Genomic DNA, 20,575 nt, shown 5'->3' on the forward strand with positions numbered 1-20,575 from the left:
TGGTTGACCGCCGAGCCCCGTACGACCGCGAGCACCTGGTGGCCGTTGCGGCGGGCGTCCGACAGCCGCTCCACCAGGAGCAGGCCCACCCCCTCCGCCCACGCCGTGCCGTCGGCCGACGCGGCGAACGCCTTGCAGCGGGCGTCCGCCGCGAGCCCGCGCTGCCGGCTGAACTCCAGGAACATGCCCGGCGTCGGCATCACGGTGACCCCGCCCGCCAGCGCGAGATCGCACTCGCCCTGGCGCAGGGCCTGGGCCGCGAGGTGCAGCGCCACCAGGGAGGACGAGCAGGCCGTGTCGACGGTCACCGCCGGGCCTTCCAGACCGAAGGTGTACGCGACCCGGCCCGAGGCGACACTCGCCGTGCTGCCGGTGAGGAGATAGCCGTCCAGCCCCTCGGCCGGTTCGTCCAGGCGGGGCCCGTAGTCCTGGGCGGTCGCACCCACGAACACCCCGGCCGCGCTGCCGCCCAGGCTGTCGGGCGCGATCCCGGCCCGCTCGAATGCCTCCCACGCCGTGGTGAGCAGCAGCCGCTGCTGCGGGTCCATGGCCGCCGCCTCGCGCGGGCTGATCCCGAACAGCCCGGCGTCGAACTCCCCGGCCCCGTAGAGGAATCCGCCCTCCCGCACATAGGCGGTACCGGGCCGGTCCGGGTCGGGGTCGTACAGCGCGTCCAGGTCCCAGCCCCGGTCCGTGGGGAACGGGCCGATGGCGTCCGTGCCCTCGGTGACCAGGCGCCACAGATCCTCCGGCGACGCCACCCCGCCGGGATAGCGGCAAGCCATGCCCACGATGGCGATCGGCTCGTCCGTGTGGACGGCGCGGGTACCGGGCCGGGCACCCGCAGCCCCCTGTGAGGGCCCGTCGATCCGGTCGCGCAGCAGGCGGACCACGGCCTCGGGCGTGGGGTGGTGGTAGACGAGCGCTGAGGGCAGGGCGAGCCCGGTCGCGGTCTGGAGGCGGTCGCGCAGCTCCACCCCGGCCAGCGAGTCGAAGCCCAGGTCCTTGAACGCGTGGCCCGGATCGACCGCATCGCCCGTCACATGGCCGAGCACGAGCGCGACCTGCGTCCGCACCAGGTCCAGCAGGTCCGCGTCGGGCTTGGCGGCGGGTATGTCCGCGCGAGGGGCGGCCGGTGCCGGTACGGGCACCTCCGGTGCCTCCGCCGGTCCGTCCAGCCAGTGGCGCTCGCGCTGGAACGCGTAGGTCGGCAGCGGTAGGGGCCTGCCGCCCCGGTCCGCGAGCGCGCCCGCCCAGTCCACCCGGGCGCCCCGGACCTGCGCCCCGGCCAGGGCGGCGACCAGGGTCTCCGGTTCTGGCCTGCCGCGCCGCAGTACGGAGAGCGGCGCGGGATCGCCGTCGGCCAAGGTCTCGCGGGCCATCGCGGTGAGGACGGCGTCCGGGCCCAGCTCGACGAAGACGCGTACGTCCTCGTCCCGCAGGGTGCGCAGGCCGTCGTGGAAGCGGACCGCGTCGCGGATGTGGCGGGTCCAGTAGTCGGGTGAGGCGAGTTCCTCCGGCGTCGCGACGCGGCCCGTGACATTGGAGACGACCGGGATGCGGGGTGACCCGTACGTGACCTCGGCGGCGATCCGGCGGAACGTGTCGAGCGCCGGGTCCATCAGCGGCGAGTGGAACGCGTGGCTCACGGTCAGGCGCCGGGTGCGGCGGCCCCGCGCGGCGAACGCGCCCTTGATCCGCAGGACGTCGGACGCGTCGCCCGAGACGACCACGGAGCGGGGCCCGTTCACGGCCGCGAGCGAGACCCGGCCGGTCAAAAGCGGGACCACCTCCTCCTCGGTCGCCTCCAGCGCCGCCATCGCACCGCCCGCCGGAAGCTCCTGCATCAGCCGGCCCCGGGCCGCGACCAGGCGCGCGGCGTCGTCGAGCGAAAGCACCCCGGAGACATGGGCCGCCGTCAGCTCGCCGATGGAGTGCCCGGCGAGCCGGTCCGGGCGCAGCCCCAGGTGCTCCACCAGCCGGAACAGCGCGGTCTCCACTGCGAACAGGGCGGGCTGGGTGTACCGCGTCTCGTCCAGCAGGGCCGCCCCCTGCGGCGCGTGGACGAGATCCGCGAGCGGCCGGTCCAGGTACGGCGCGAAGGCCGCGCAGACCTCGTCGAACGCCGCCGCGTACCGGGGGTACGCGGCGTACAGCTCGCGCCCCATGCCGGCGCGTTGGCTGCCCTGACCGGTGAACAGGAACGCGGTGAGCGGGGCCTGCGCCGGCACCCTGCCCCGTACGAGAGCCGGGTCGTCCCGGCCCTCGGCCAGCGCGTCGAGCGCGCGCAGCAGCCCGTCCCGGTCCGCCGCGACCGCGACGGCGCGCTCGTCGAAGAGCGTACGGGTGGCGGCGAGGGAGTACGCGGTGTCGAGCGGGGAGGTCGCGGCGCCCGCGAGGTGATCGCGCAGCCGGGCGGCCTGGCCGCGCAGGGCACGGCCGTCACGGGCACTGAGCAGCCAGGGCAGCGGACGTGGGCCGGGCGTGGCCTCCCCGTCCGCCTCCGCCCCGGTTACCACGATGCCCGCGGCCTCGCGGGAATCCAGCCCGGCCTCGGCGCCCGACGCGGGCACCGCACCCGCCTTCGCCCCGTCGCCGGCCCCCGCCTCGCCCACCACCACATGGCAGTTCGTGCCGCCCATGCCGAACGAGCTGACCCCCGCGATCAGCGGAGCCTCCTCGCGCGGCCACGGACCCGCCTCCGTGCGGACCCGCAGGCCCAGCTCCGTCAGGGGGATCGCCGGGTTCGCGCGCTCGAAATTGAGGCTCGCCGGGAGCCTGCGCCGGGACACGGACAGGGCGGTCTTCAGCAGGCCCACCAGGCCCGCCGCGCCCTCCAGGTGGCCGACGTTCGTCTTCGCCGAGCCCACCTGGAGCGGGGCGTCGGCCGGCCGGTCCGTGCCGAGGGCCGCGCCGAGCGCGGCGGCCTCCACCGGGTCGCCCACGGGCGTGCCGGTGCCGTGCAGTTCGACGTACTGGACCCGGTCGGCGGTGACGCCCGCCCGTGCGTACGCCTCGCGCAGCACCGCTTCCTGCGCGTGCTGGTCCGGGACGGTCAGGCCCTCGGACGCGCCGTCGTTGTTGACCGCGCTGCCCAGGATCACGCAGTGCACCCGGTCGCCGTCCGCGCGGGCCCGGTCCAGGGGCTTCAGGACGACGGCGACGCCGCCCTCGCCGCGTACGTAGCCATTGGCCCGCGCGTCGAACGTGAAGCAGCGCCCGTCCGGCGACAGGGCGCCGAACTCGGCGCTGTCCGCGCTGCTGCCGGGGGAGAGGATGAGGTTGGCCCCGCCGACGATCGCGAGGTCGGACTCCCCGGCGCGCAGGCTCTCACAGGCCAGATGGACCGCGACCAGCGACGAGGACTGCGCCGAGTCCACGGTCAGACTCGGACCGGTCAGGCCGAGGACGTACGACAGCCGGTTGGCGAGGATGCCCCGGTGCAGCCCGGTCACGGAGTAGCGGTCCGCGCCCGCCTCGCCCCGGCGGTGGTGGAGCGCCGCGTAGTCGTCCCAGATGGCGCCGGCGTAGACAGCGGTCCGGCTGCCGGCCAGCGTGCCGGGGACGATGCCCGCCTCCTCCAGCGCCTCCCAGCCCAGTTCGAGGAGCAGCCGCTGCTGGGGGTCCATCGCGGCCGCCTCGCGGGGCGGGACCGAGAAGAAGGGGGCGTCGAACCGGTCCACCTCGTCGAGGAAGCCGCCACGGGCGGGCACACCGGCCGGACGGCGGTCCGCCGGTGCCTCCCCGACGGCGTCCCCGCCCCGGCTGAGCAGGTCCCAGAACGCGGCGGGATCGGATGCCCCGGGGAGGCGGCAGGCGAGACCGATGACGGCGATAGGTGCGGAGTGGGCGCTACGCATGATCTGTGACGTACTCCCTCGTCGAGGACGACCCGGCGGAGCCACCACCTTCACCGGCCGCGCTAACGGCGGCCTTTGCGCGTTCTAAATCGTCCCCGGCCCGCCCGCGCGCAGCCCGCGCCGCAGCGCGGTCAGGTGCTCCAGCGCGACGCGGTGCGGCTCGTCGCCGTTTCGCTCCGGGCCGTCCGCCCAGCCGCCGAACGCGTGGTACGCGCCGGGGAAGTTGTGCACCTCCACCGGCACCCCGGCCCGCGCCAGGCGGAGCCCGTACAGCAGGCCCTCGTCGCGCAGCGGATCGAGCCCCGCCGTCGAGATGTACGCCGGGGGAAGCCCGCCCAGGTCCGTCACGCGCGCCGGCGCGGCGTGCGCGGGGAGTCCGGCCCGGCCGCCCAGGTACAGCTCCCAGCTCTCCTGCGCCAGGCGGCGGCTCCAGATCGGGGTGTCCGTGAACGCCGTCATCGAGTCCGTCTCCAGCCGGTCGTCGAGCACCGGGGTGCTCAGGTGCTGGAAGACGAGGGCCGGGCCGCCCCGGTCCCGGGCGAGCAGGGTGAGGCCGGCGGCCAGACAGCCCCCGGAACTGGCCCCCGCGACCGCCAGCCGGCCGGGGTCCGCGCCGATCTCCGCCGCGTTCCCGGCGGTCCACTCCAGCGCGGCCCAGCAGTCGTCGAGCCCCGCCGGGAACGGGTCCTCCGGCGCCAGCCGGTAGGACACCGCCACGACCACCGCCGAGGCGAACACCGCCGCCTGGGCGGCCGAGTGGTGGACGGAGTCCACATCGCCGAGGACGAAGCCCCCGCCGTGGATCCACACCACGGCGGGCAGCGCCGCCCCCGCCCGGGCCGGCCGGTAGATCCGGACCCGCACCCGGGGCGCCCCGGGTGCGCCCGGAATCCACCGTTCCGACACCTCGGCCCCCGGAACCGCCGGGAGTTCACCCAGCGGCCGGGGGCCCGCCCGGTGGTCCGCGACCGCGTCGGCCAGCCGTCCCGTCACCGGCATGGTCAGGCCTCCAGAGCGATGGCCTGCGAGGGGCAGAGCGCCACGGTGTCCCGCAGCCTCGCCTCCTCGGCCGGACCGTCCACCCGGTCCTCCAGGACCAGGACCGTGCCCTCGTCGGACTGGTCGAAGCGGTCGGGGGCGGACAGGACGCACTGCCCTGCGCCCAGACACCGCTGTGTATCGGCCTTGATGTGCATGGCTTCCGGTTCCTCTCTGATCACCACGTGGCGGCGGGAGTGCTCACCAGGTGACGGGCAGGCGCCAGATGCCCTGGACCCCGCCCGGTTCCTTGACCGGCAGCTGCCCCGAGGGTTCGGCGAGGCGCAGCCCCGGCAGCCGGCGGAAGAGTGTGGACAGCGCGATCTCCATCTCGGCCCGGGCCAGGTTCTGGCCGATGCACTGATGGACGCCGTGCCCGAAGGAGATGTGGTGGCGCGCGCCGCGCCCGACATCGAAGGCGTCGGCGGCCGGGAACGCCTCGTCGTCCCGGTTGGCCGAGGAGATGACGACGATCACTCCGTCACCCGCCTTCACCCGGTGCCCGCCCAGCTCCGTGTCGACCGTCGCGAACCGGGCGACCCCGTCGGCGATCGCCATGTACCGCAGCAGCTCCTCGACCGCGCCCGGCAGCAGCGTCTGGTCGGCGCGCAGGGCCGCCAGCTGCTCCGGGTTCTCCAGCAGGGTCAGCACACCGAGCGCGATGGCGCTCGCGGTGGTCTCGTGCCCGGCCACCAGGAGCAGCAGCGCGATGTCGACCAGGTCGCGGCGGGTCAGCGCGCCCGTGGACACCTGCTCCGCGATCAGGGTGTCCAGCAGCCCGTCGCCGGGCTCCTGCTCCTTGCGCCGGATCAGCCCGTCGAGATACGAGGCGAGCTGGGCGAAGGCGTCGGCGCTGTCCTCCAAGGTCGTCGTCCCCGTCACCACCCGCCGCGACTGCTGCTCGAAGAAGGCGTGATCGGTGTACGGTACGCCGAGCAGTTCGCAGATCACGACGGACGGCACCGGCAGGGCGAAGTCCGGGACGAGGTCGGCGACCGGCCCCTTGGCCTCGATCGCGTCGATCAGCTCGTCCACCAGCCGCTGGATGCCGGGCCGCAGCGCCTGCACCTTGCGGACGGTGAAGTTGGTGAGCAGCATGCGCCGCTGCACGGTGTGCTCCGGCGGGTCCATGCCGATGAAGTTGCGCACCTTGCGCGCCGACTCGAAGCGCGGGGCGGTGGCCGGGTAGTGCGGATGGACCCGGTCGGAGGAGTACGTGGCCGCGTCGAGCAGGACCTGGCGCGCCTCCGCGTGCCCGCTCACCGCCCACACCCGGCGGCCGTTGTACAGCTCCACCAGCGAGACGGGGCCCTGCTCCCGGTACGTGTCGTAGCCGGCGGGCGGCTGGTAGGGGCAGCCGCGTGCCTGCGGATAGGCGGGCAGTTCGCGTGCGTCGGCGGGTGCTGCGGTACTGGTCTCGGTCATTCCCCGGCCTCCAGGACGGTGAGTGGGACGACGGCGGGTGCGGGGCCCGTGCCCGCCGGCTTCTTCGCGCGAGGAGCACTGAACCGCCGTACGGCAGGCGCCTCGACCCAGCTGTACAGGGCCAGGGCCAGGGCCAGGGCGGTCAGCAGGGCGGCGAGCAGCAGCGCGGCCGCCGCGGCGCCGGACAGGTTCGAGTCGGCCACGAGCCACCTGTGGCCGTACGTCACCACCAGCCCGTGCACCATGTAGAACGCGAACGACAGCTCCCCGAGCCGCACCAGAACCCGCCCCCGGAACGGCGAGGCGGTCTCCCGGACGTCGGTCTGCGCGGCGGCGACGACCAGCGGGGCCAGCCACAGGGCGCCGGTGCCGGCCACCCCGTACAGATACGGCACCGAGGAGTTGAGCACGTACCCGCCGACGGCGATCGCGGCGGCGGGCAGCAGTCCGATCCGGGGCAGGGCGCCGGTCAGCACCAGCCGCGCGGCGATCATGCCGAGCACGAACTCGATCGCCCGGACCGGCGGGAAGAAGTACACCGACCAGATCTGCTCGAAGGACAGCGATCCGTCGGCGATGAACGGCAGCGGCGTCCCGGCCACCGTCCAGCTACTGACGGCCGGTACCAGGACGGTGAGGGCGGCGAGGACACCGGCCAGCGCCCACAGCCGGCGGGCCGTCAGCCGCTCCAGCACCGGCAGCAGGAACGGGAAGGCGAGGTAGAAGAACAGCTCGCACGACAGCGACCAGCTGACGGCGTTCATCGTGTTGGGGACCTGGATCTCCGGTATCCACGCCTGGACCAGGAAGAGGTTGGTCAGGACGCCCTTCGTGGTGAACACCTCGGAGGCCGCCGCCATCAGGACGGCGGCGACGGCGAACGTGACCAGGTGGTTGGGAAAGATCTTCACCAGTCTGCGCCGCCAGACCCGCGGCGCGCCCTCCGCGGGTCGCGCCGACCAGGTCAGGACGAATCCGCTGAGCACGAAGAAGAACGTCACCCCGTAGAAACCGGCGTTGGCGAAACAGTCGCTCAGTGTGTCGCCCACGTCGCCGCCGATGAACCGGGTCTGGAACGTGGTGTGGAAGGCGAAGACCAGCAGGGCCGCCAGGAAGCGCATCCCGGTGAGGGACGGCAGCCTGGCGGCCCGCGGCCGGTCCGGGGCGGACGGGGAAGCGGTGGATGGGACGGGTGAGCCTGGCATGGCTGATGACCTCCGGCTTGTCCGAAACTGGCCCGTCGAGGCTCGCAGTCACGTGTTGGCCGGTTCTAAAGCCGCTCTACGGCGGTACGCGCCCGTCGCGGCACCGCTTCCAGCAGGGCCCGCGTGTACGGATGCGCCGGCTCGGCGAAGACCCGCTCGACCGGCCCGGACTCCACGATCCGGCCGTCCTTCATCACCAGCACCCGCGCGCACACTTCCCGTACGACCGCGAGATCGTGCGAGATGAAGAGCGTCGCCAGCCCGAGTTCCTCCTGCAACGACCCCAACAGGTCCAGCACTTGGGCCTGTACGGACACGTCGAGGGCCGACACCGGCTCGTCGCACACCAGCAGCCGGGGCGAGGGGGCCAGGGCCCGAGCGATGGCGACCCGCTGACGCTGCCCGCCGGACAGCGCGAGCGGCCGGCGTTCCAAGTGCGCCGCAGACAGGCCCACTTGCTCCAGCAGCCGTACGGTGCGCTCCCGGCGCTCCGCGCGCGCCACCCCGGCCGTGGCCAGGGCCTCGCCCACGATCCGGGCCACGCTCCAGCGCGGGTCGAAGGCGCTGAGCGGGTCCTGCGGCACGAGCTGCACGGTGTGCCGCCGCTCCCGGCGGTCCCGCTCGCGCAGCGCGCTCCACGGCTCCCCGCCCAGTTCCACCGTGCCGCCGTCCGGCGCGGCCAGCCCCAGCACCATCCGGGCCAGCGTCGACTTGCCCGAACCGGACTCACCGACCAGGCCCAGCGCCTCGCCCGGCCGCAGCGCGAACGACACCTCGTCGACCGCCGTCCTGCGACTGCCCCGCGCCCCCTTGAACATCTTGGTGGCCCCGGAGACGCCGAGCAGCGGACCGCTTGTGTCGTCCGGCTCCGCGACGGTACGGCCCCGACGCGGGCCACTGCCCGGAATGGCCGCCAACAAGCCCTTGGTGTAAGGGTGTTCCGGGGCCTCCAGCACCCGGCCGACCGGCCCGGACTCCACGATCCGGCCGTCCTTCATCACGGCGACCTCGTCCGCCAGCGCCTCGACGACCGCCAGGTCGTGGCTGATGAGGAGCAACCCGGTGCCGCCCTCCTTCAGCTCGCCCAGGAGCGCCAGGACGCGCGACTGGACCGAGGCGTCCAGGGCGGTCGTCGGCTCGTCCGCGATCAGGACACCGGGCTCCGCGGCGATCGCGGAGGCGATGAGCGCCCGCTGCCGCAGCCCGCCGGACAGCTGGTGGACGTACGCCCGCGCGCGCTCCGCCGGTTCCGGCACCCCGACCCGCTCCAGCAGGGCCAGGACGCGCGCCCCGGCCTCCTTGCGCGGGACGACGCGGTGGGTCAGCAGCGGCTCCGCGATCTCCTTGCCGACGGGCCGCAACGGGTCGAGCGCCACCAGTGCGTCCTGGGCGACGAGGCCGACGCGCCGGCCCCGCACCGCACGCCACTCGCGAGGGCCGAACTCCCGTGCCTCGCGTCCCGAGACGCGCAGCCGGTCCGCCGTGACCTGGGCGGTCGGGCCCGCGAGGCCGAGCAGGGAGCGGGCCAGCGCGCTCTTCCCGGAACCGGACTCGCCGACGATCGCCAGACACCGGCCGGCGTCGAGCGAGAACGCCGCGTCCCGCACCGCGTGCACCTCGCCGGGTCCGGTGCCGAAGCGCACGTTCAGGCCGGCGACGTCGAACAGGGGCGTCGTGGTCGATGCGGTCGTCATGAGGCGGCCCGTCCTTCGGCTCGTGCCTGTGCGTGGCGGCCCACGACGGTGACCGCGAGGACCGTGGAGACCAGCAGCAGACCCGGGAAGAGCGCGATCCACCACGCCTGGTCCAGGAACCCCTGACCCTCCGTGAGCATCGCCCCCCACTCCGGCGTCGGCGGCTGCGCGCCCAGACCCAGATAACTCAGCGCCGCGCCCGTCGAAATGGACGCCCCGAGCGTGACCGTCGCCAGCACCAGGAGCGGCCCCAGCGTGTTCGGCAGCACATGACGCAGCACGATCAGCGGACGCGGTACACCCAGCGCCACGGCGGACTCGACGTACCCGGACCGCCGCACCACCAGTGCCTGCGCCCGTACCACCCGGGCGAACCCGGGCGCCGTCCCCACCGCGACGGCGATCGTGGTGCCCAGCACCCCCTTGCCGGCGATGAGCACCACCATCAGGGCCAGCAGCAGCCCCGGCAGCGCCAGCAGCGCGTCGGCGGCGCGCATCAGCACCGCGTCACCGAACCGGCCGGACAGCGCGGCGGCCAGCCCCCACACGACGGCGAGCCCGACGCCGGCGCCCGTCGCCGCCGCCCCGATGGCCAGCGAGTAGCGGGTGCCGTGCACCACCCGGGCGAAGACGTCCCGCCCCAGCTGATCCGTACCGAACCAGTGCGCCCCGCCCGGCGCCTGGAGCGCGTGCACCGGGTCCGTGTCGGTCGGGTTGCCGTGGGCCAGCAACGACGGGGCCAGCGCGGCGAGCAGGATCAGTCCCAGCAGCACGGCGGCGGCCAGTACCCCCGGCCGCACCCGGCCCCGACGGGACCTGCGGACCGCCGCGACCGGTGCCCCGGCCCGTACGGCCTGTTCGACGCTCATGCCGCGGCCACCCCCGTACCCTTGCGCAGCCGGGGATCCACGACCACGTACAGCAGCTCCACCACCGCGCCGACCAGCACGAACACCACGGCCGACAGCGCCACCACGCCCTGCACCACGGGCAGGTCGCGGTCGCTGACCGCCTGGAGGGTGATCCGGCCGATGCCCGAGCGGGCGAAGACGTTCTCCACCACCACCGCGCCGCCCAGCAGCGTCCCGGTGAACCAGCCGGTGAGGGTGAGCGCCGGCAGCGCGGCGTGGCGCAGCGCGTGGCGCGAGCGCACGGTGTGCTCGGCGAGCCCGCGCGAGCGCGCGGTCAGGCTGAACGGCTGCTCCAGCGCCCCGAGCAACCCCTCCCGCATCACCTGTGTGAGCACCGCCGCGATCGGCAGGGCCAGTGTGATCACCGGGAGGACCAGCGAGCGGGCGTCACCGCTGTCGGAGACCGGCAGCCAGCCCAGCCGGAACGAGAACACCGTCAGCAGCATGATGCCGAGCCAGAACGAGGGCGTGGACACCACCAGCAGCTCCACCGCCGACGACACCCGGCGCGGCCAGCGGGAGCGCCCCGATGTCAGCACGGTCACGGTCGCGGCCAGTACCACCGCGACCAGCGAGGACCAGAGCGCGAGCTGCGCGGTCGGCCCGATCTGGTCCGCAATCAGTGAGGAGACGGGCTGCTGCAACTGGTAGGAGTCGCCCAGCTCCCCGGTGGCCAGCTGCTTGAGGTACGCGCCGTACTGGACGAGCGGTGAGCGGTCGAGGCCGTAGTGGTGGCGGATCTCCTCACGCTGCTCCGCGCCGACCAGGGCGTTGGACCCGACGATCGCGCTGACCGGATCGCCGGGGATGAGGTGCAGTGCCAGGAAGGCGCAGGTGGCAGCCCCCCAGACAACGAGGACGGCCGCCCCGGCCCGGACCGTGACGGCCCGGACCGCGGCGGATATGTGCGGGGGTGTCATCGGCCGGCCTCGACCCAGGCGGCGTAGAACTCCGGCCACGCCGACAGGGACAGCCGCAGCCCGTGCACCTTCTTGTTCACCCCGACGGACGCCTTCTGGACGTAGGCGGGGACCACCGCGGCGTGGTCGATCGTCCACTTCTGCACCTGCGCGTAGTACGCGGCGCGTTTGTCCGGCGAGGTCGCGGCCTGGGCCTTCTTCAGCCAGGCGTCGACCTGCGGGTCGGTGACCTTCGCGAAGTTGTGGCCGCCGCCCTCGGACGACTCGGTGGAGAGGAAGAAGCTGCTGAGGATGTCGCCGTCACCGCGCGCCCAGGAGGTCTCGACGAGGTCGTAGCGCCCCTCGTCCAGCTGGGCGGAGACCGCCGTCGCGTCGGTGGAGGCTGCGAGCTTCAGATGGATGCCCGCCTTCTTCAGGTCGCCCTGCACGGCCTGCGAGAACACCGACGCCTTGCCGTAGACCGGGGCGACCACGGTCAGCCGCTTGCCGTTCTTCGTGCGGTAGCCCTCCGCGTCGCGGCCCTTCCAGCCGGCCTGGTCCAGGAGCCGGCCGGCGAGCGCCCGGTCGTAGGGCCAGCTCTTCTCCAGCGCGGCGTCGTAGCTGTGCGGGGTGGCGGGGGACAGGGTGCTCCAGGCGCGGGTGCCGGTGCCCTGGAACACCGACTTCACCAGGGCGTCCAGATCGATGGACCGCTGGAACGCCTTGCGTACCCGCTCATCGGAGAACAGCGGGCTCCTGGTGTTCAGGTAGAACGTGTCGACCGCGCCCGGCACGTTCTTGCTGACGACGTCCAGCCGCGTGTTGCGGCGTACGGTCGCGACCTGGTTCGCCGGCAGCGCGGCCGCCGCGTCGACCTGACCGGACGTCAGCGCGCCCACCCGGGTCGCGTCCTCGGTGAGGAAGCGGATGGTGAACGCGTCCAGCCGGGCGGGCCCGCTGTGACCGGCGTCCTTCGGGGCCCACGCGTAGGCGGCGTTCCTTGTGTAACCGCGCTTCTGGCCCCGGGTGTAGGCACCGGCCCTGAAAGGCCCGGAGCCGACGGAATCGGTGCCCGCGCAGAGCTTGTCGGCGCCCGCCTTCAGCGAGGCGGGCGAGGCTATGCCCAGATAGGTGGTGCTGGCCGCCTGGAGGAAGGGGGCGTACGGACGGCTGAAGCGGACCTCGACCTCGTACGTCCCCTTCACGGTGGTGCCCTTGTACGGGCCGAGCAGCCCGGCCGCGTACTGCGACTGGGTCGCCTTGGCGGTGATGTGGTCGAAGTTGGCCTTCACCGCCGCCGCGTCCAGGTGCTTCCCGTCGTGGAAGGTGACGTCGTCGCGCAGCTCGAAGGTGTACGTCCGGCCCCCCTCGCTGGTCTTCCAGGACTTCGCCAGCCAGGGTTCCAGCTCCCCGTCCGGGGTCTGGTAGACGAGCGAGTCGAAGACCGGGCGCTGGACGAAGGCGGTCACGTCCTGTGCACTGGTGTGCGGGTCCCAGCAGTCCGGCTCCTGCTGCGCCGCGTAGGTGAGGCTGCCGCCGCTGCGGGGTTTCGCCTGCGCGGCGGGCGATGCCCCCTCGTCGGAGCTGCACGCGGTGACGGCGGCGAGGAGCAGGGCGGACAGCAGAGCGGCTCTGCGAGCGGTACGGCGCGGGAGGGGCGGGTGCATAGGGGACTCCGGGACGTGAAACGGGGTGAGAGGGGGGCCGGACGTACTGTCGCCAGACCGTCTAAAGCCGGGCTGAAACGCCCTCGGCGGAGCCGGGCCGCACCTCCTGCGCCGCGTGCGCCAGCAGCTCGAACGAGCGCAGCCGGTCCGCCTGGTCCGGCACCACGGTCAGTGCCATCAGCTCGTCGGCCCCGGTGCGCTCCACCAGCTCCGTCAGCTTGTCGCGCACGGTGTCCGGGGCCCCGATGAGCTGACGCTCGGCCAGCTCCTCCAGGAACTGCAACTCGGGCTCGGCGTAGGTGTATCCGGCCGCGCTCCGCGCGGAGGGGAACGCGTCGAAGCGGCGCACCGTACGCATCTGTATCTTGCCGAGCAGATAGGGCGCCGCGACCTCGCGCGCGGCCCGGTCGGTGTCGGCGACGGTGACCAGCGCGGAGATCAGGGAGCGCGGCCGGTCCAGGTACGGCGACGGCCGGAAGGCCTGCCGGTAGCGGTCCAGGGCGTAGGCCGTGGCGTGCGGGTTGATCTGGTGGGCGAAGGCGTACGGCAGCCCCAGCGAGGCGGCGAGTTCGGCGCTGGCCGGGCTGGACCCCAGCAGCCACAGGTCCGGCCGGCCGTCGGCGGCGGGCACGGCGGTGATGGGCGAGGCGGGGTCGCCGGGCGCGAAGTAGCCGTTCAGCTCGGCCACTTGGTCGGCGAAGTCGTCGGCGCCGCGCTCCGGGGCGCGGCGCAGGGCGCGGGCGGTATGCAGGTCGGTGCCGGGCGCCCGGCCGAGCCCGAGATCGACGCGGCCCGGGTGCAGGGCCTCCAGGGTGCCGAACTGCTCGGCGACCACCAGGGGCGCGTGGTTGGGCAGCAGGACGCCGCCGGAGCCGACGCGCAGCGTGGTCGTGGCTGCGGCCAGGCGTCCGGCGAGGATGCCGGGCGCGGAGGTGGCGAGGCTGGGGGTGCTGTGGTGCTCGGCCACCCAGTAGCGCAGATAGCCGAGCTCCTCGACGCGCGGTGCCAGGGCGACGGTGTCGCGCAGGGCCCGGGTCGCGGTGCCGCCCTCGAAGACGGGCACCACGTCGAGCACGGACAGGGGAATGCCGGTGGGACGGCTCATGGAGACCTCCGGAAGGGGCGCGCCGCCGGGCGGGTGGCCCGGCGGCGCGGACGGGACGGACGTACGGGTGCGGGGAAGGGCCGGCTCAGGCGTGGTCGGTGACCGGTTCCGCCTCGGCGGGCGTCTTCTCCGGCGCCTCGGCGGCGGCCGGTTCGGGCTTGGGCTTCCCGGGGAGCAGGAGACCGGCGGCGAAGACCACGACGGCCGCGGCGACCGGCCACCAGAAGGCGTCGGAGAAGGAGTCGGCGGTGGGGGCCGCGTGGGAGCCGCCGCCCTGGAGGATCAGGGCGACGACGGCGATGCCGAGCGAGGCGCCGATCTGGTTGAGGATGAAGACCGCGCCGGTGGCCCCGGCGACCGACTCGCCCGGGACCGTCTTGTAGACCGAGCCCATGGTGGGCGCGCCGACCAGGCCCATGCCGAAGCCGGCGGCGAACTGCGCGGCGGTCAGGGCGATCTGGGAGGTGCCGGAGCCCGAACCGGTGAAGACCAGGGCGCCGGCGCCGATCAGCAGGGCGCCGGTCGGGACCAGCCGGCGGGCGCCCGCCTTGTCGGCGAGGTTGCCCGCGATCGGCATCCCGATCAGGGTGCCGAGGCCCAGCGGCGCGAGCAGCAGCCCGGACTCCAGGACGGAGTGGCCGTGGACCTGCTGGTAGTACAGCGGCAGCAGGAACAGCAGCGAGAACAGTCCGCCGCCGAGCAGGAACATGGTGGTCACGCTCGCGCTGAAGCCCTTGCTGCCGAACAGCCGGAGGTCCAGCAGCGGCGTGACCGAGGTGCGCAGCGCGTGCACGGTGTACGCGGCGAACAGGGCGACGCCCACCGCGAGCCCGATGATCACCTTCGTGCTGCCGAAGCCGTCGCCGCCCGCCTGGGACAGCGCGAACACGATCGCGGCGAAACCGGGGGAGAGCAGCGCCACGCCCAGCGCGTCGAACGGGACGGGGTCACCGCTCGGCGGCGGGTCGGCCGGCAGCACCTGGACCGCCAGCACGATCGCGGCCAGCGCGAACGGGATGTTGACCAGGAACATCCACTCCCAGGAGAAGTTGTCCAGCAGCAGCCCGCCGATGACGGGGCCGACCACCGGGCCGAGCGTGATCGGTACGGAGACCAGGCCCATGACCCGGCCGATCCTGGCGGGTCCGGCGGCGCCCGCGACGACGGTCATCATGATCGGGTCGACCATGCCGCCGCCGAAGCCCTGGACGATGCGGAAGGCGATCAGGCTCTCGGCGTTCCAGGCGAAGGCGCAGAGCGTCGAGCCGATGAGGAACACCGACAGGCCGAGCAGCCACATGCGCTTGGCGCCGTAGCGGACCACGGCCCAGCCGGCCAGCGGGATCGCCAGGGCGACCGCGAGCAGATAGCCGGTGGTGACCCACTCGATGGTGGCCAGCGTCGCGTGGAACTCCCCGCCCAGCGTGCTGATCCCGACGTTGACGATCGTCGCGTCCAGGTACGACATCATCCCGCCGAGCACCATGACGCCGACGAGCGTGAGCAGAGCGGCATCGAGCCGGGCAGGCCCGCTCTCCGTCGGCTTTGTTTCAGACACGGCAACTCCTTTGAACCACTCTACCCAGAAAATTTTACTGGGTAGTTAAAACAGGTGGCTGGCACGGTAGCATGGGTGCATGAGCGTTGGCGAGAACGAAGAGACGGCCGGGCGCCCCGCGGACCGGGGGCGCCTCGACAAGCGACGGGCGATCGTGGAGGCGGCCCTGCGGGTCTTCGCGCAGGTCGGCTACGCCCAGGCGAGCCTGGACGTGATCGCCGCCGAGGCCGGGGTCTCCAAGCCGACGATCTACAACCACCTGGGCTCGAAGGAGAAGCTCTTCCGGTACGTCATGACGGAGACGGCCGCCCGGTCCAACGCCAAGACCCTCGACGTCCTCACCGCCTTCCCCGCCGACCCGGACCGGCTGCGCCCCGGCCTGGAGGACCTGGCCACCAAGCTCGTCGACTGCTACTGCGACGAGCAGTCCGAGGCCGTGCGCCGGCTGCTGTACGCGGAGGCCGTGCGCTTCCCGGACCTCTTCGACGCGGTACGGGCGAGCGGGCCCAACCAGTTCACCGAGGCGCTCGCGGGCCGCCTCGCCCGGCTGGCCAACGCCGGGCACCTGCGGGTCGAGGACCCGGTCAGGGCGGCCAACCAGTTCATCGCGCTGGTCTACGACGAGCTGCCGGGGATGAGTGCGCTGGGCACCCGGCCGCTCGACCCGCAGGACGTCGCCAAGGTCGTCACGGCGGGCGTCGACACCTTCCTGCGCGCCTTCGGCACCGACAGCAAGGCCCCCGGCGCCGCGGCACCGGGGGCCCCCGGCGAGGTCAGCGGCTGAGCCGTCCGTACGACCCGCGGAAGAACAGCAGCGGGTCGCCGTCCTCGACCGCGTCCAGCCGGTGCACCCGGGCGACCACGATCACATGGTCGCCCGCCGGGTGCTCCGCCTCGATGGAGCACTCCAGCCACGCCAGCGCGCCTTCGAGCACCGGCGCCCCGTCCGGCGACAGGCCCCACGGCATCCCGTGGAACTTGTCCCCGCCGGTCACCGCGAGCCGGGACGCGGCCTCGCGCTGCCCGACGCCCAGGATGCTGATGCCCAGCAGCCCGCCGGCCCGGATGCGCGGCCAGCTGGTGCTGGTGTCCGCCACACAGAACGAGACCAGCGGCGGATCGAGGGACACCGAACAGAAGGAGTTCGCCGCCAGCCCCGACCGCACACCGGTCACCGGGTCCTGCGAGGCGACGGCCACCACACCCGTCGCGAACCGACCGAGCACACTGCGCAGACATCGGGTGCCGCCCTCAAGGGCTCTCGTGCCGGTCATCCCCGCTTCCCCCCGCCGTATCGCAGCCGTGCGAACTCGCGCGTGAGCACGGCCCGTTGTTCTCCGTAACCGCCGCGCATCCGTAGCACCGACAGCAGCGTCCACAGCCGTGTCTGATCGAAGTGCGACGGCGATCCGTGCACATCGTCGTGGGCCAGCAGCCGCACCCCGCGCACCCGCTTCCGCAGCAACCGGGCGTCGCCCGGCGGGATGATCTCGTCACGCAGGCTCGTCACATGCGCCACCGGAACCCGCAGCGCCCCCAGCTCATCGGGCGTCAGCGCCCATTCCCGGATCAGCCCGTACACCTCGTCCGGCTTCGTCCGGGTCAGATGCGCGAGCGTGTCCGTGGTGACCCGGGGCACCGTCCGCTGCCACGTCGTGTCGGTGAAGAAGTCGTGCAGCGGCGCCCCCGCGCCGACGACCCCGCTGATCCGCGCGTCGTGCAGGGCCGCCCGCAGCGCCAGATGACCGCTGAAGCTCAGCGCCAGCGCGTACGTACGGGAGGTGTCGGCCCGGTCGCCGACCGCGTCGAGCACGGCCGGGAACATCTGCCAGCTGTCCGCTTCGTACACCAGGGTGTTCTCGCCCACCCCCGGCATCTCGGTGACCACCCCGGCGAAGCCCAGCGCCGCCAGCTGGAGCAGCACCGGCGCCCACTGCTCCTTGACGGACACGATCCCGCCGGTCATCACCAGCAGCGGCTTCGGATCCGAGGCGTCGAGCCCCGCCGTCCAGCAGCGGACACGGCCTCCGGCGAGGTCGACGTCCAGCCGTCGCACCGCCGGGAAGTCGGACCGCCAGGTGTCGAAGGCCGCCGTGCACCGCTCCAGCGCCTCTTGGCGCGCGGCCCCGTCCACGAACGGGAAGCGGGCCATGTTGTAGTGCACGCACGCGTCCAGCGGTCTGCCCCCGGCCTCCAGCCGTGCGCCCTCGGCGCTCCACTCGCGCACCCAGGAGCCCGGTGTGCCGTCGCCGTCGTCGGTGATCCGGGCGAGCAGCGGATCGTAGTGCTCGGGTGGCAGCCCCTGCGAACGGGTGTGGGCGACCACGAAGTTCTTCAGTTCCGCGATGTCGTTCATACGCTCTCCAGCGCCTCCTTGACCTCGGTCAGTACGTCCGCCGCCTCGGCCCCGTCGATGACCCGGTGATCGAAGGCGAGACTGAGCCGCAGCACCGGTGCCGCCACGATCAGCCCGTCCCGTACGACGGGGCGGTCCAGCACCCTGCCCACCCCGAACGTGGTCGTGGTGCCGCCCACCGAGTGGAAGGAGTCCACCGCGCGGTGGCCGAGCGAGGTGACCGCGAACGTGCCGTTGAGATGAGGGCGCAGGGCGAGCGAGTGCGCCGCCTTGCGGAACGCCCTGCGGCCCTCGGTCCAGCCCGCCCGGTGCAGCTTCCGCACCCCTTCGAACTCGGGCAGCTTCTCCGGGTCGCCGTCCCTGATCCGCGCCAGATGGTCCTGGATGGCGGGCAGTTCGGCCTCATGGACGTCGGGCACGATGGTGCCGAGAACGACCCGGCGGCCGTCCAGGACGCGGTCCAGTGCGACCTTCCCGTTGACGAACGGATAGTGCGCGATCCTGGGCCGGAGCGGTCCTCCGCTCACCGCCGCGTTGGCGTCCGGATGCTTCGCGAGGACCCGGCCGGCCGCGCGCAGCACGTACGAGGTGGTGGAGTACCGCACGCCCTCGCTCTCCAGCGCGGCCGCCCGGTGGGCGAGCACCCGGCTCATGTCCACCTCGGTGTCGAGGAACACCGGCGAGAAGTCCCGGATCACCTCCAGGAAGAACAGCGTGTGCCGGCGCTGGCGGGGCAGCGGCTCACCGGCCTCCGGGGCGTCGCTCACGGCGCCACCGCCAGCAGGTACACGTCCCGCAGGCTGGTCGCCTCCAGGACGTCCGCCAGCGGCAGCGAACGGCCGGTCTCCCGCTCCAGCGCCGTGCACAGCGCCAGCAGATGCACCGAGTCCCAGGACTCCACGGTGTCCAGCCCGCGCCCCAGGTCCTCGGCGGTGACGGGCAGGGCGAGTTCGTCGCGCAGCAGCGTGACGAAGTCATCGACGGTCTTCACGGGAGGTCCCTTTCGAAACGCGCGGTCAGTCGGATGTGGTCCACGGGGGCGGCGGCCGGCCGGGCGGTGAGCCGGAAGTCGGCCGAGACGTCGTCGGCGCGCACCGTCTCGAAGCCGGCCCGCGGATAGAAGTCCGCCACCTTGCCGTTGCGGGCGGTCCGCGCATACCCGGCCCGCACCTCGTCGGCGCCCTCGTCGAAGGCGTGCTCCAGTACGGCGCCGAGCACCGCCTGCTCGATGGAGCGCGAGAAGACCCGGCAGCTCAGCAGGAAGTTCTCGATGTGCAGCACCCCGGCATCGCGCCGCAGGAGCACCGCCCCGACCAGGCCGTTGTCCCCGAACCGGTCGGCCGACTCGATCGCCAGTACCCGCGCGGCCGGGTCCTCGCGCAGTGCCCGCACCTCGGCCGGCTGGAGCCGCCGGGTGGTGAGGTTGAACTGGTTGGTGCGCAGCGTCAGCTGCGAGATCCGGTCGACGCGGGACGCGTCCACGGGCGCCAGGGTCACGGAGATGTCCAGCTCGCGCAGGTAGCCGTCGAGCGAGTCGAAGGTGTGCAGGAAGTCCTGCCGGGCCTGCTCCTCGCGGTAGCGGGCCGGACGGGCCCGGTCCTCGGCGGTCAGCGCCCGCACGTCGAACCAGCCGTCGGCCAGCAGCCGTTCGGCGTGCAGCGCGGGTTCCTCACCCACCTGGAGGACCGCGACACCGGGCAGCTCGCGGCGCACGAGACCGCACTCGAAGGCGCTGTCGTCCACGAACACGAAGCTGTCCGTGGACAGGTTGAGATCGGCGGCCAGCTCGGCCAGGTTCTCCTGCTTGGGCCGCCAGTTGGCCCGGATCTGTACGAAGTCGTCTGCCCGCAGCGTCAGTTCGGGGTGCTCGCGCAGGGTCTTCACCACCGGCTCCCGGTCGTTCTTGCTGACGGCCGCCAGCAGCACCCCCTGCGAGCCCAGCTGCTTCGCCACCGCCTGGAAGCGCCGGAACGCCTCCCCGCGATAGCTCCCCGCCACCTCGATCCCCTCGGGACCGGCCTCCCCGAGCACCCCGCCCCACACCGTGTCGTCCAGGTCCAGGGCGAGCACCTTCTTCGCGCCGCCCGCCGCCTGGCGCGCCAGATGGCCGACCTCGCGGGCGTACCCGGCCAGCAGCGCATCGGACAGGTGCGCCTTGGCGTAGACGCTCTGACGTACGTCCCGGGCGGGTGTCCCCTCGGCGAGCAGCGGGTCCAGATCGACGGTGACCACCTCGGGCCGGGCCTCCGTCAGCCGCAGCAGCCGGGCGTTGGCCTCCCGCCACACCGCGCCGAGCCGGGCACGGGCGCCCAGGTCCACGAGCTGGGCGGTCAGCGAGCGGGGGAGCGGCATGGTGTTGAGGACGAGCGTGGCGCCCCGGGCGGTCGCCGCGAAGACCTCGGCGGCCCGCTCGACCAGGGCAGTCTTCTCGGCCAGGACACGTTCCACGTCCTCTACCCGCCAGGGCGGCGGCAGTTCCCCGGCCACCAGATCCGCGTCCAGCACACACAGGACGAGTGAGGGCGCGGCGGCGTACAGCGCGCTGCCGGGGTCCGCCAGGTCGAAGACCCAGCTGTCGAAGTCGGAGAGCCGCACCCGCGCCAGCAGCCCGTGCCGGGCGAGCTCGCCGGTGAGGGCGGGCACCAGAGCGGAGAGCGTGCCGTGGCCGGTCACGGCGATCAGCGGGGCGGGCGTGGCGGGGTGCGCGGCGAGCACCCGGTCCGGGTCGAGCCGGGCCAGCAGCCGGCCCGCCCGGACGAGCGCGTCCCCGGACAGACCGGCCACCAGGCCCCGTACGGCGGGGTAGTCCTCGGCCGTGATCTCCCGCAGCTTCTCGGCGGTCGCGTCGGTCACGGTG

General features: G+C 73.5%; 17 protein-coding genes. 1 reads left to right on the top strand and 16 read right to left on the bottom strand.

All coding sequences use genetic code 11. The annotated features are described in order from the left end of the window. From ABZ564_RS28980 to ABZ564_RS29030, 11 genes are all read right to left on the bottom strand, one after another. Positions 1-3,860 (bottom strand): beta-ketoacyl synthase N-terminal-like domain-containing protein (locus tag ABZ564_RS28980; RefSeq protein WP_360862083.1); only part of this gene is annotated, 3,860 nt, incomplete at its 3' end. Between the two features lie 84 nt (positions 3,861-3,944). Then, a complete protein-coding gene (locus ABZ564_RS28985; protein ID WP_360862084.1) occupies positions 3,945-4,859 on the bottom strand; it encodes an alpha/beta hydrolase in 915 nt (304 codons plus the stop codon). A gap of 2 nt (positions 4,860-4,861) precedes the next feature. Continuing rightward, complete coding sequence (locus ABZ564_RS28990) at positions 4,862-5,056, bottom strand: ferredoxin (RefSeq protein ID WP_018522878.1); 195 nt, start codon at positions 5,054-5,056, stop codon at positions 4,862-4,864. A 43-nt stretch (positions 5,057-5,099) separates the two neighbouring features. Further along, positions 5,100-6,323, bottom strand: coding sequence for a cytochrome P450 (locus ABZ564_RS28995; protein WP_360862085.1), 1,224 nt, complete (start codon positions 6,321-6,323; stop codon positions 5,100-5,102). Next, entirely contained in the window at positions 6,320-7,528 is a 1,209-nt protein-coding gene (locus tag ABZ564_RS29000) for an acyltransferase (protein WP_360862086.1), read from the bottom strand. The genes ABZ564_RS28995 and ABZ564_RS29000 overlap by 4 nt, the downstream gene beginning before the upstream one ends. A 65-nt stretch (positions 7,529-7,593) precedes the next feature. After that, complete coding sequence (locus tag ABZ564_RS29005; protein ID WP_360862087.1) at positions 7,594-9,222, bottom strand: ABC transporter ATP-binding protein; 1,629 nt, start codon at positions 9,220-9,222, stop codon at positions 7,594-7,596. Further along, positions 9,219-10,091: an ABC transporter permease gene (locus ABZ564_RS29010; RefSeq protein WP_266538576.1), complete on the bottom strand. Its 873-nt coding sequence runs from the start codon at positions 10,089-10,091 to the stop codon at positions 9,219-9,221. Before ABZ564_RS29010 ends, ABZ564_RS29005 begins: the two co-directional genes overlap by 4 nt. Next, on the bottom strand, positions 10,088-11,053 hold the full coding sequence (locus ABZ564_RS29015; protein WP_360862088.1) for an ABC transporter permease: 966 nt from the start codon (positions 11,051-11,053) through the stop codon (positions 10,088-10,090). The genes ABZ564_RS29010 and ABZ564_RS29015 overlap by 4 nt, the downstream gene beginning before the upstream one ends. Beyond that, entirely contained in the window at positions 11,050-12,699 is a 1,650-nt protein-coding gene (locus tag ABZ564_RS29020; protein WP_360862089.1) for an ABC transporter substrate-binding protein, read from the bottom strand. Before ABZ564_RS29020 ends, ABZ564_RS29015 begins: the two co-directional genes overlap by 4 nt. Positions 12,700-12,760: 61 nt before the next feature. After that, complete coding sequence (locus ABZ564_RS29025; protein WP_360862090.1) at positions 12,761-13,804, bottom strand: LLM class flavin-dependent oxidoreductase; 1,044 nt, start codon at positions 13,802-13,804, stop codon at positions 12,761-12,763. 85 nt (positions 13,805-13,889) lie between these two features. Continuing rightward, positions 13,890-15,362, bottom strand: coding sequence for a DHA2 family efflux MFS transporter permease subunit (locus tag ABZ564_RS29030; RefSeq protein ID WP_360862091.1), 1,473 nt, complete (start codon positions 15,360-15,362; stop codon positions 13,890-13,892). Between the two features lie 79 nt (positions 15,363-15,441). Between ABZ564_RS29030 and ABZ564_RS29035 the strand changes: the two genes are divergently transcribed. Continuing rightward, positions 15,442-16,146, top strand: coding sequence for a TetR/AcrR family transcriptional regulator (locus ABZ564_RS29035; RefSeq protein ID WP_360862092.1), 705 nt, complete (start codon positions 15,442-15,444; stop codon positions 16,144-16,146). Here the strand turns inward: ABZ564_RS29035 and ABZ564_RS29040 are convergent. From ABZ564_RS29040 to ABZ564_RS29060, 5 genes are read right to left on the bottom strand one after another with little or no spacing between them, the layout of a single operon-like run. Then, positions 16,136-16,636, bottom strand: a complete 501-nt coding sequence (locus ABZ564_RS29040) for a flavin reductase family protein (protein WP_360862093.1) — start codon at positions 16,634-16,636, stop codon at positions 16,136-16,138. The two genes, ABZ564_RS29035 and ABZ564_RS29040, sit on opposite strands and share 11 nt — an antisense overlap. Further along, on the bottom strand, positions 16,633-17,718 hold the full coding sequence (locus ABZ564_RS29045) for an alpha/beta hydrolase (protein ID WP_360862094.1): 1,086 nt from the start codon (positions 17,716-17,718) through the stop codon (positions 16,633-16,635). Before ABZ564_RS29045 ends, ABZ564_RS29040 begins: the two co-directional genes overlap by 4 nt. Further along, positions 17,715-18,485: a 2-oxo acid dehydrogenase subunit E2 gene (locus ABZ564_RS29050; RefSeq protein WP_360862095.1), complete on the bottom strand. Its 771-nt coding sequence runs from the start codon at positions 18,483-18,485 to the stop codon at positions 17,715-17,717. Before ABZ564_RS29050 ends, ABZ564_RS29045 begins: the two co-directional genes overlap by 4 nt. Then, a complete protein-coding gene (locus ABZ564_RS29055) occupies positions 18,482-18,709 on the bottom strand; it encodes an acyl carrier protein (protein WP_360862096.1) in 228 nt (75 codons plus the stop codon). Before ABZ564_RS29055 ends, ABZ564_RS29050 begins: the two co-directional genes overlap by 4 nt. After that, positions 18,706-20,571, bottom strand: a complete 1,866-nt coding sequence (locus tag ABZ564_RS29060) for an HAD-IIIC family phosphatase (protein WP_360862097.1) — start codon at positions 20,569-20,571, stop codon at positions 18,706-18,708. The genes ABZ564_RS29055 and ABZ564_RS29060 overlap by 4 nt, the downstream gene beginning before the upstream one ends. Positions 20,572-20,575 lie beyond the last annotated feature (4 nt).

Source organism: Streptomyces sp. NPDC019224, from assembly GCF_040632605.1.
Lineage (GTDB): Bacteria > Actinomycetota > Actinomycetes > Streptomycetales > Streptomycetaceae > Streptomyces.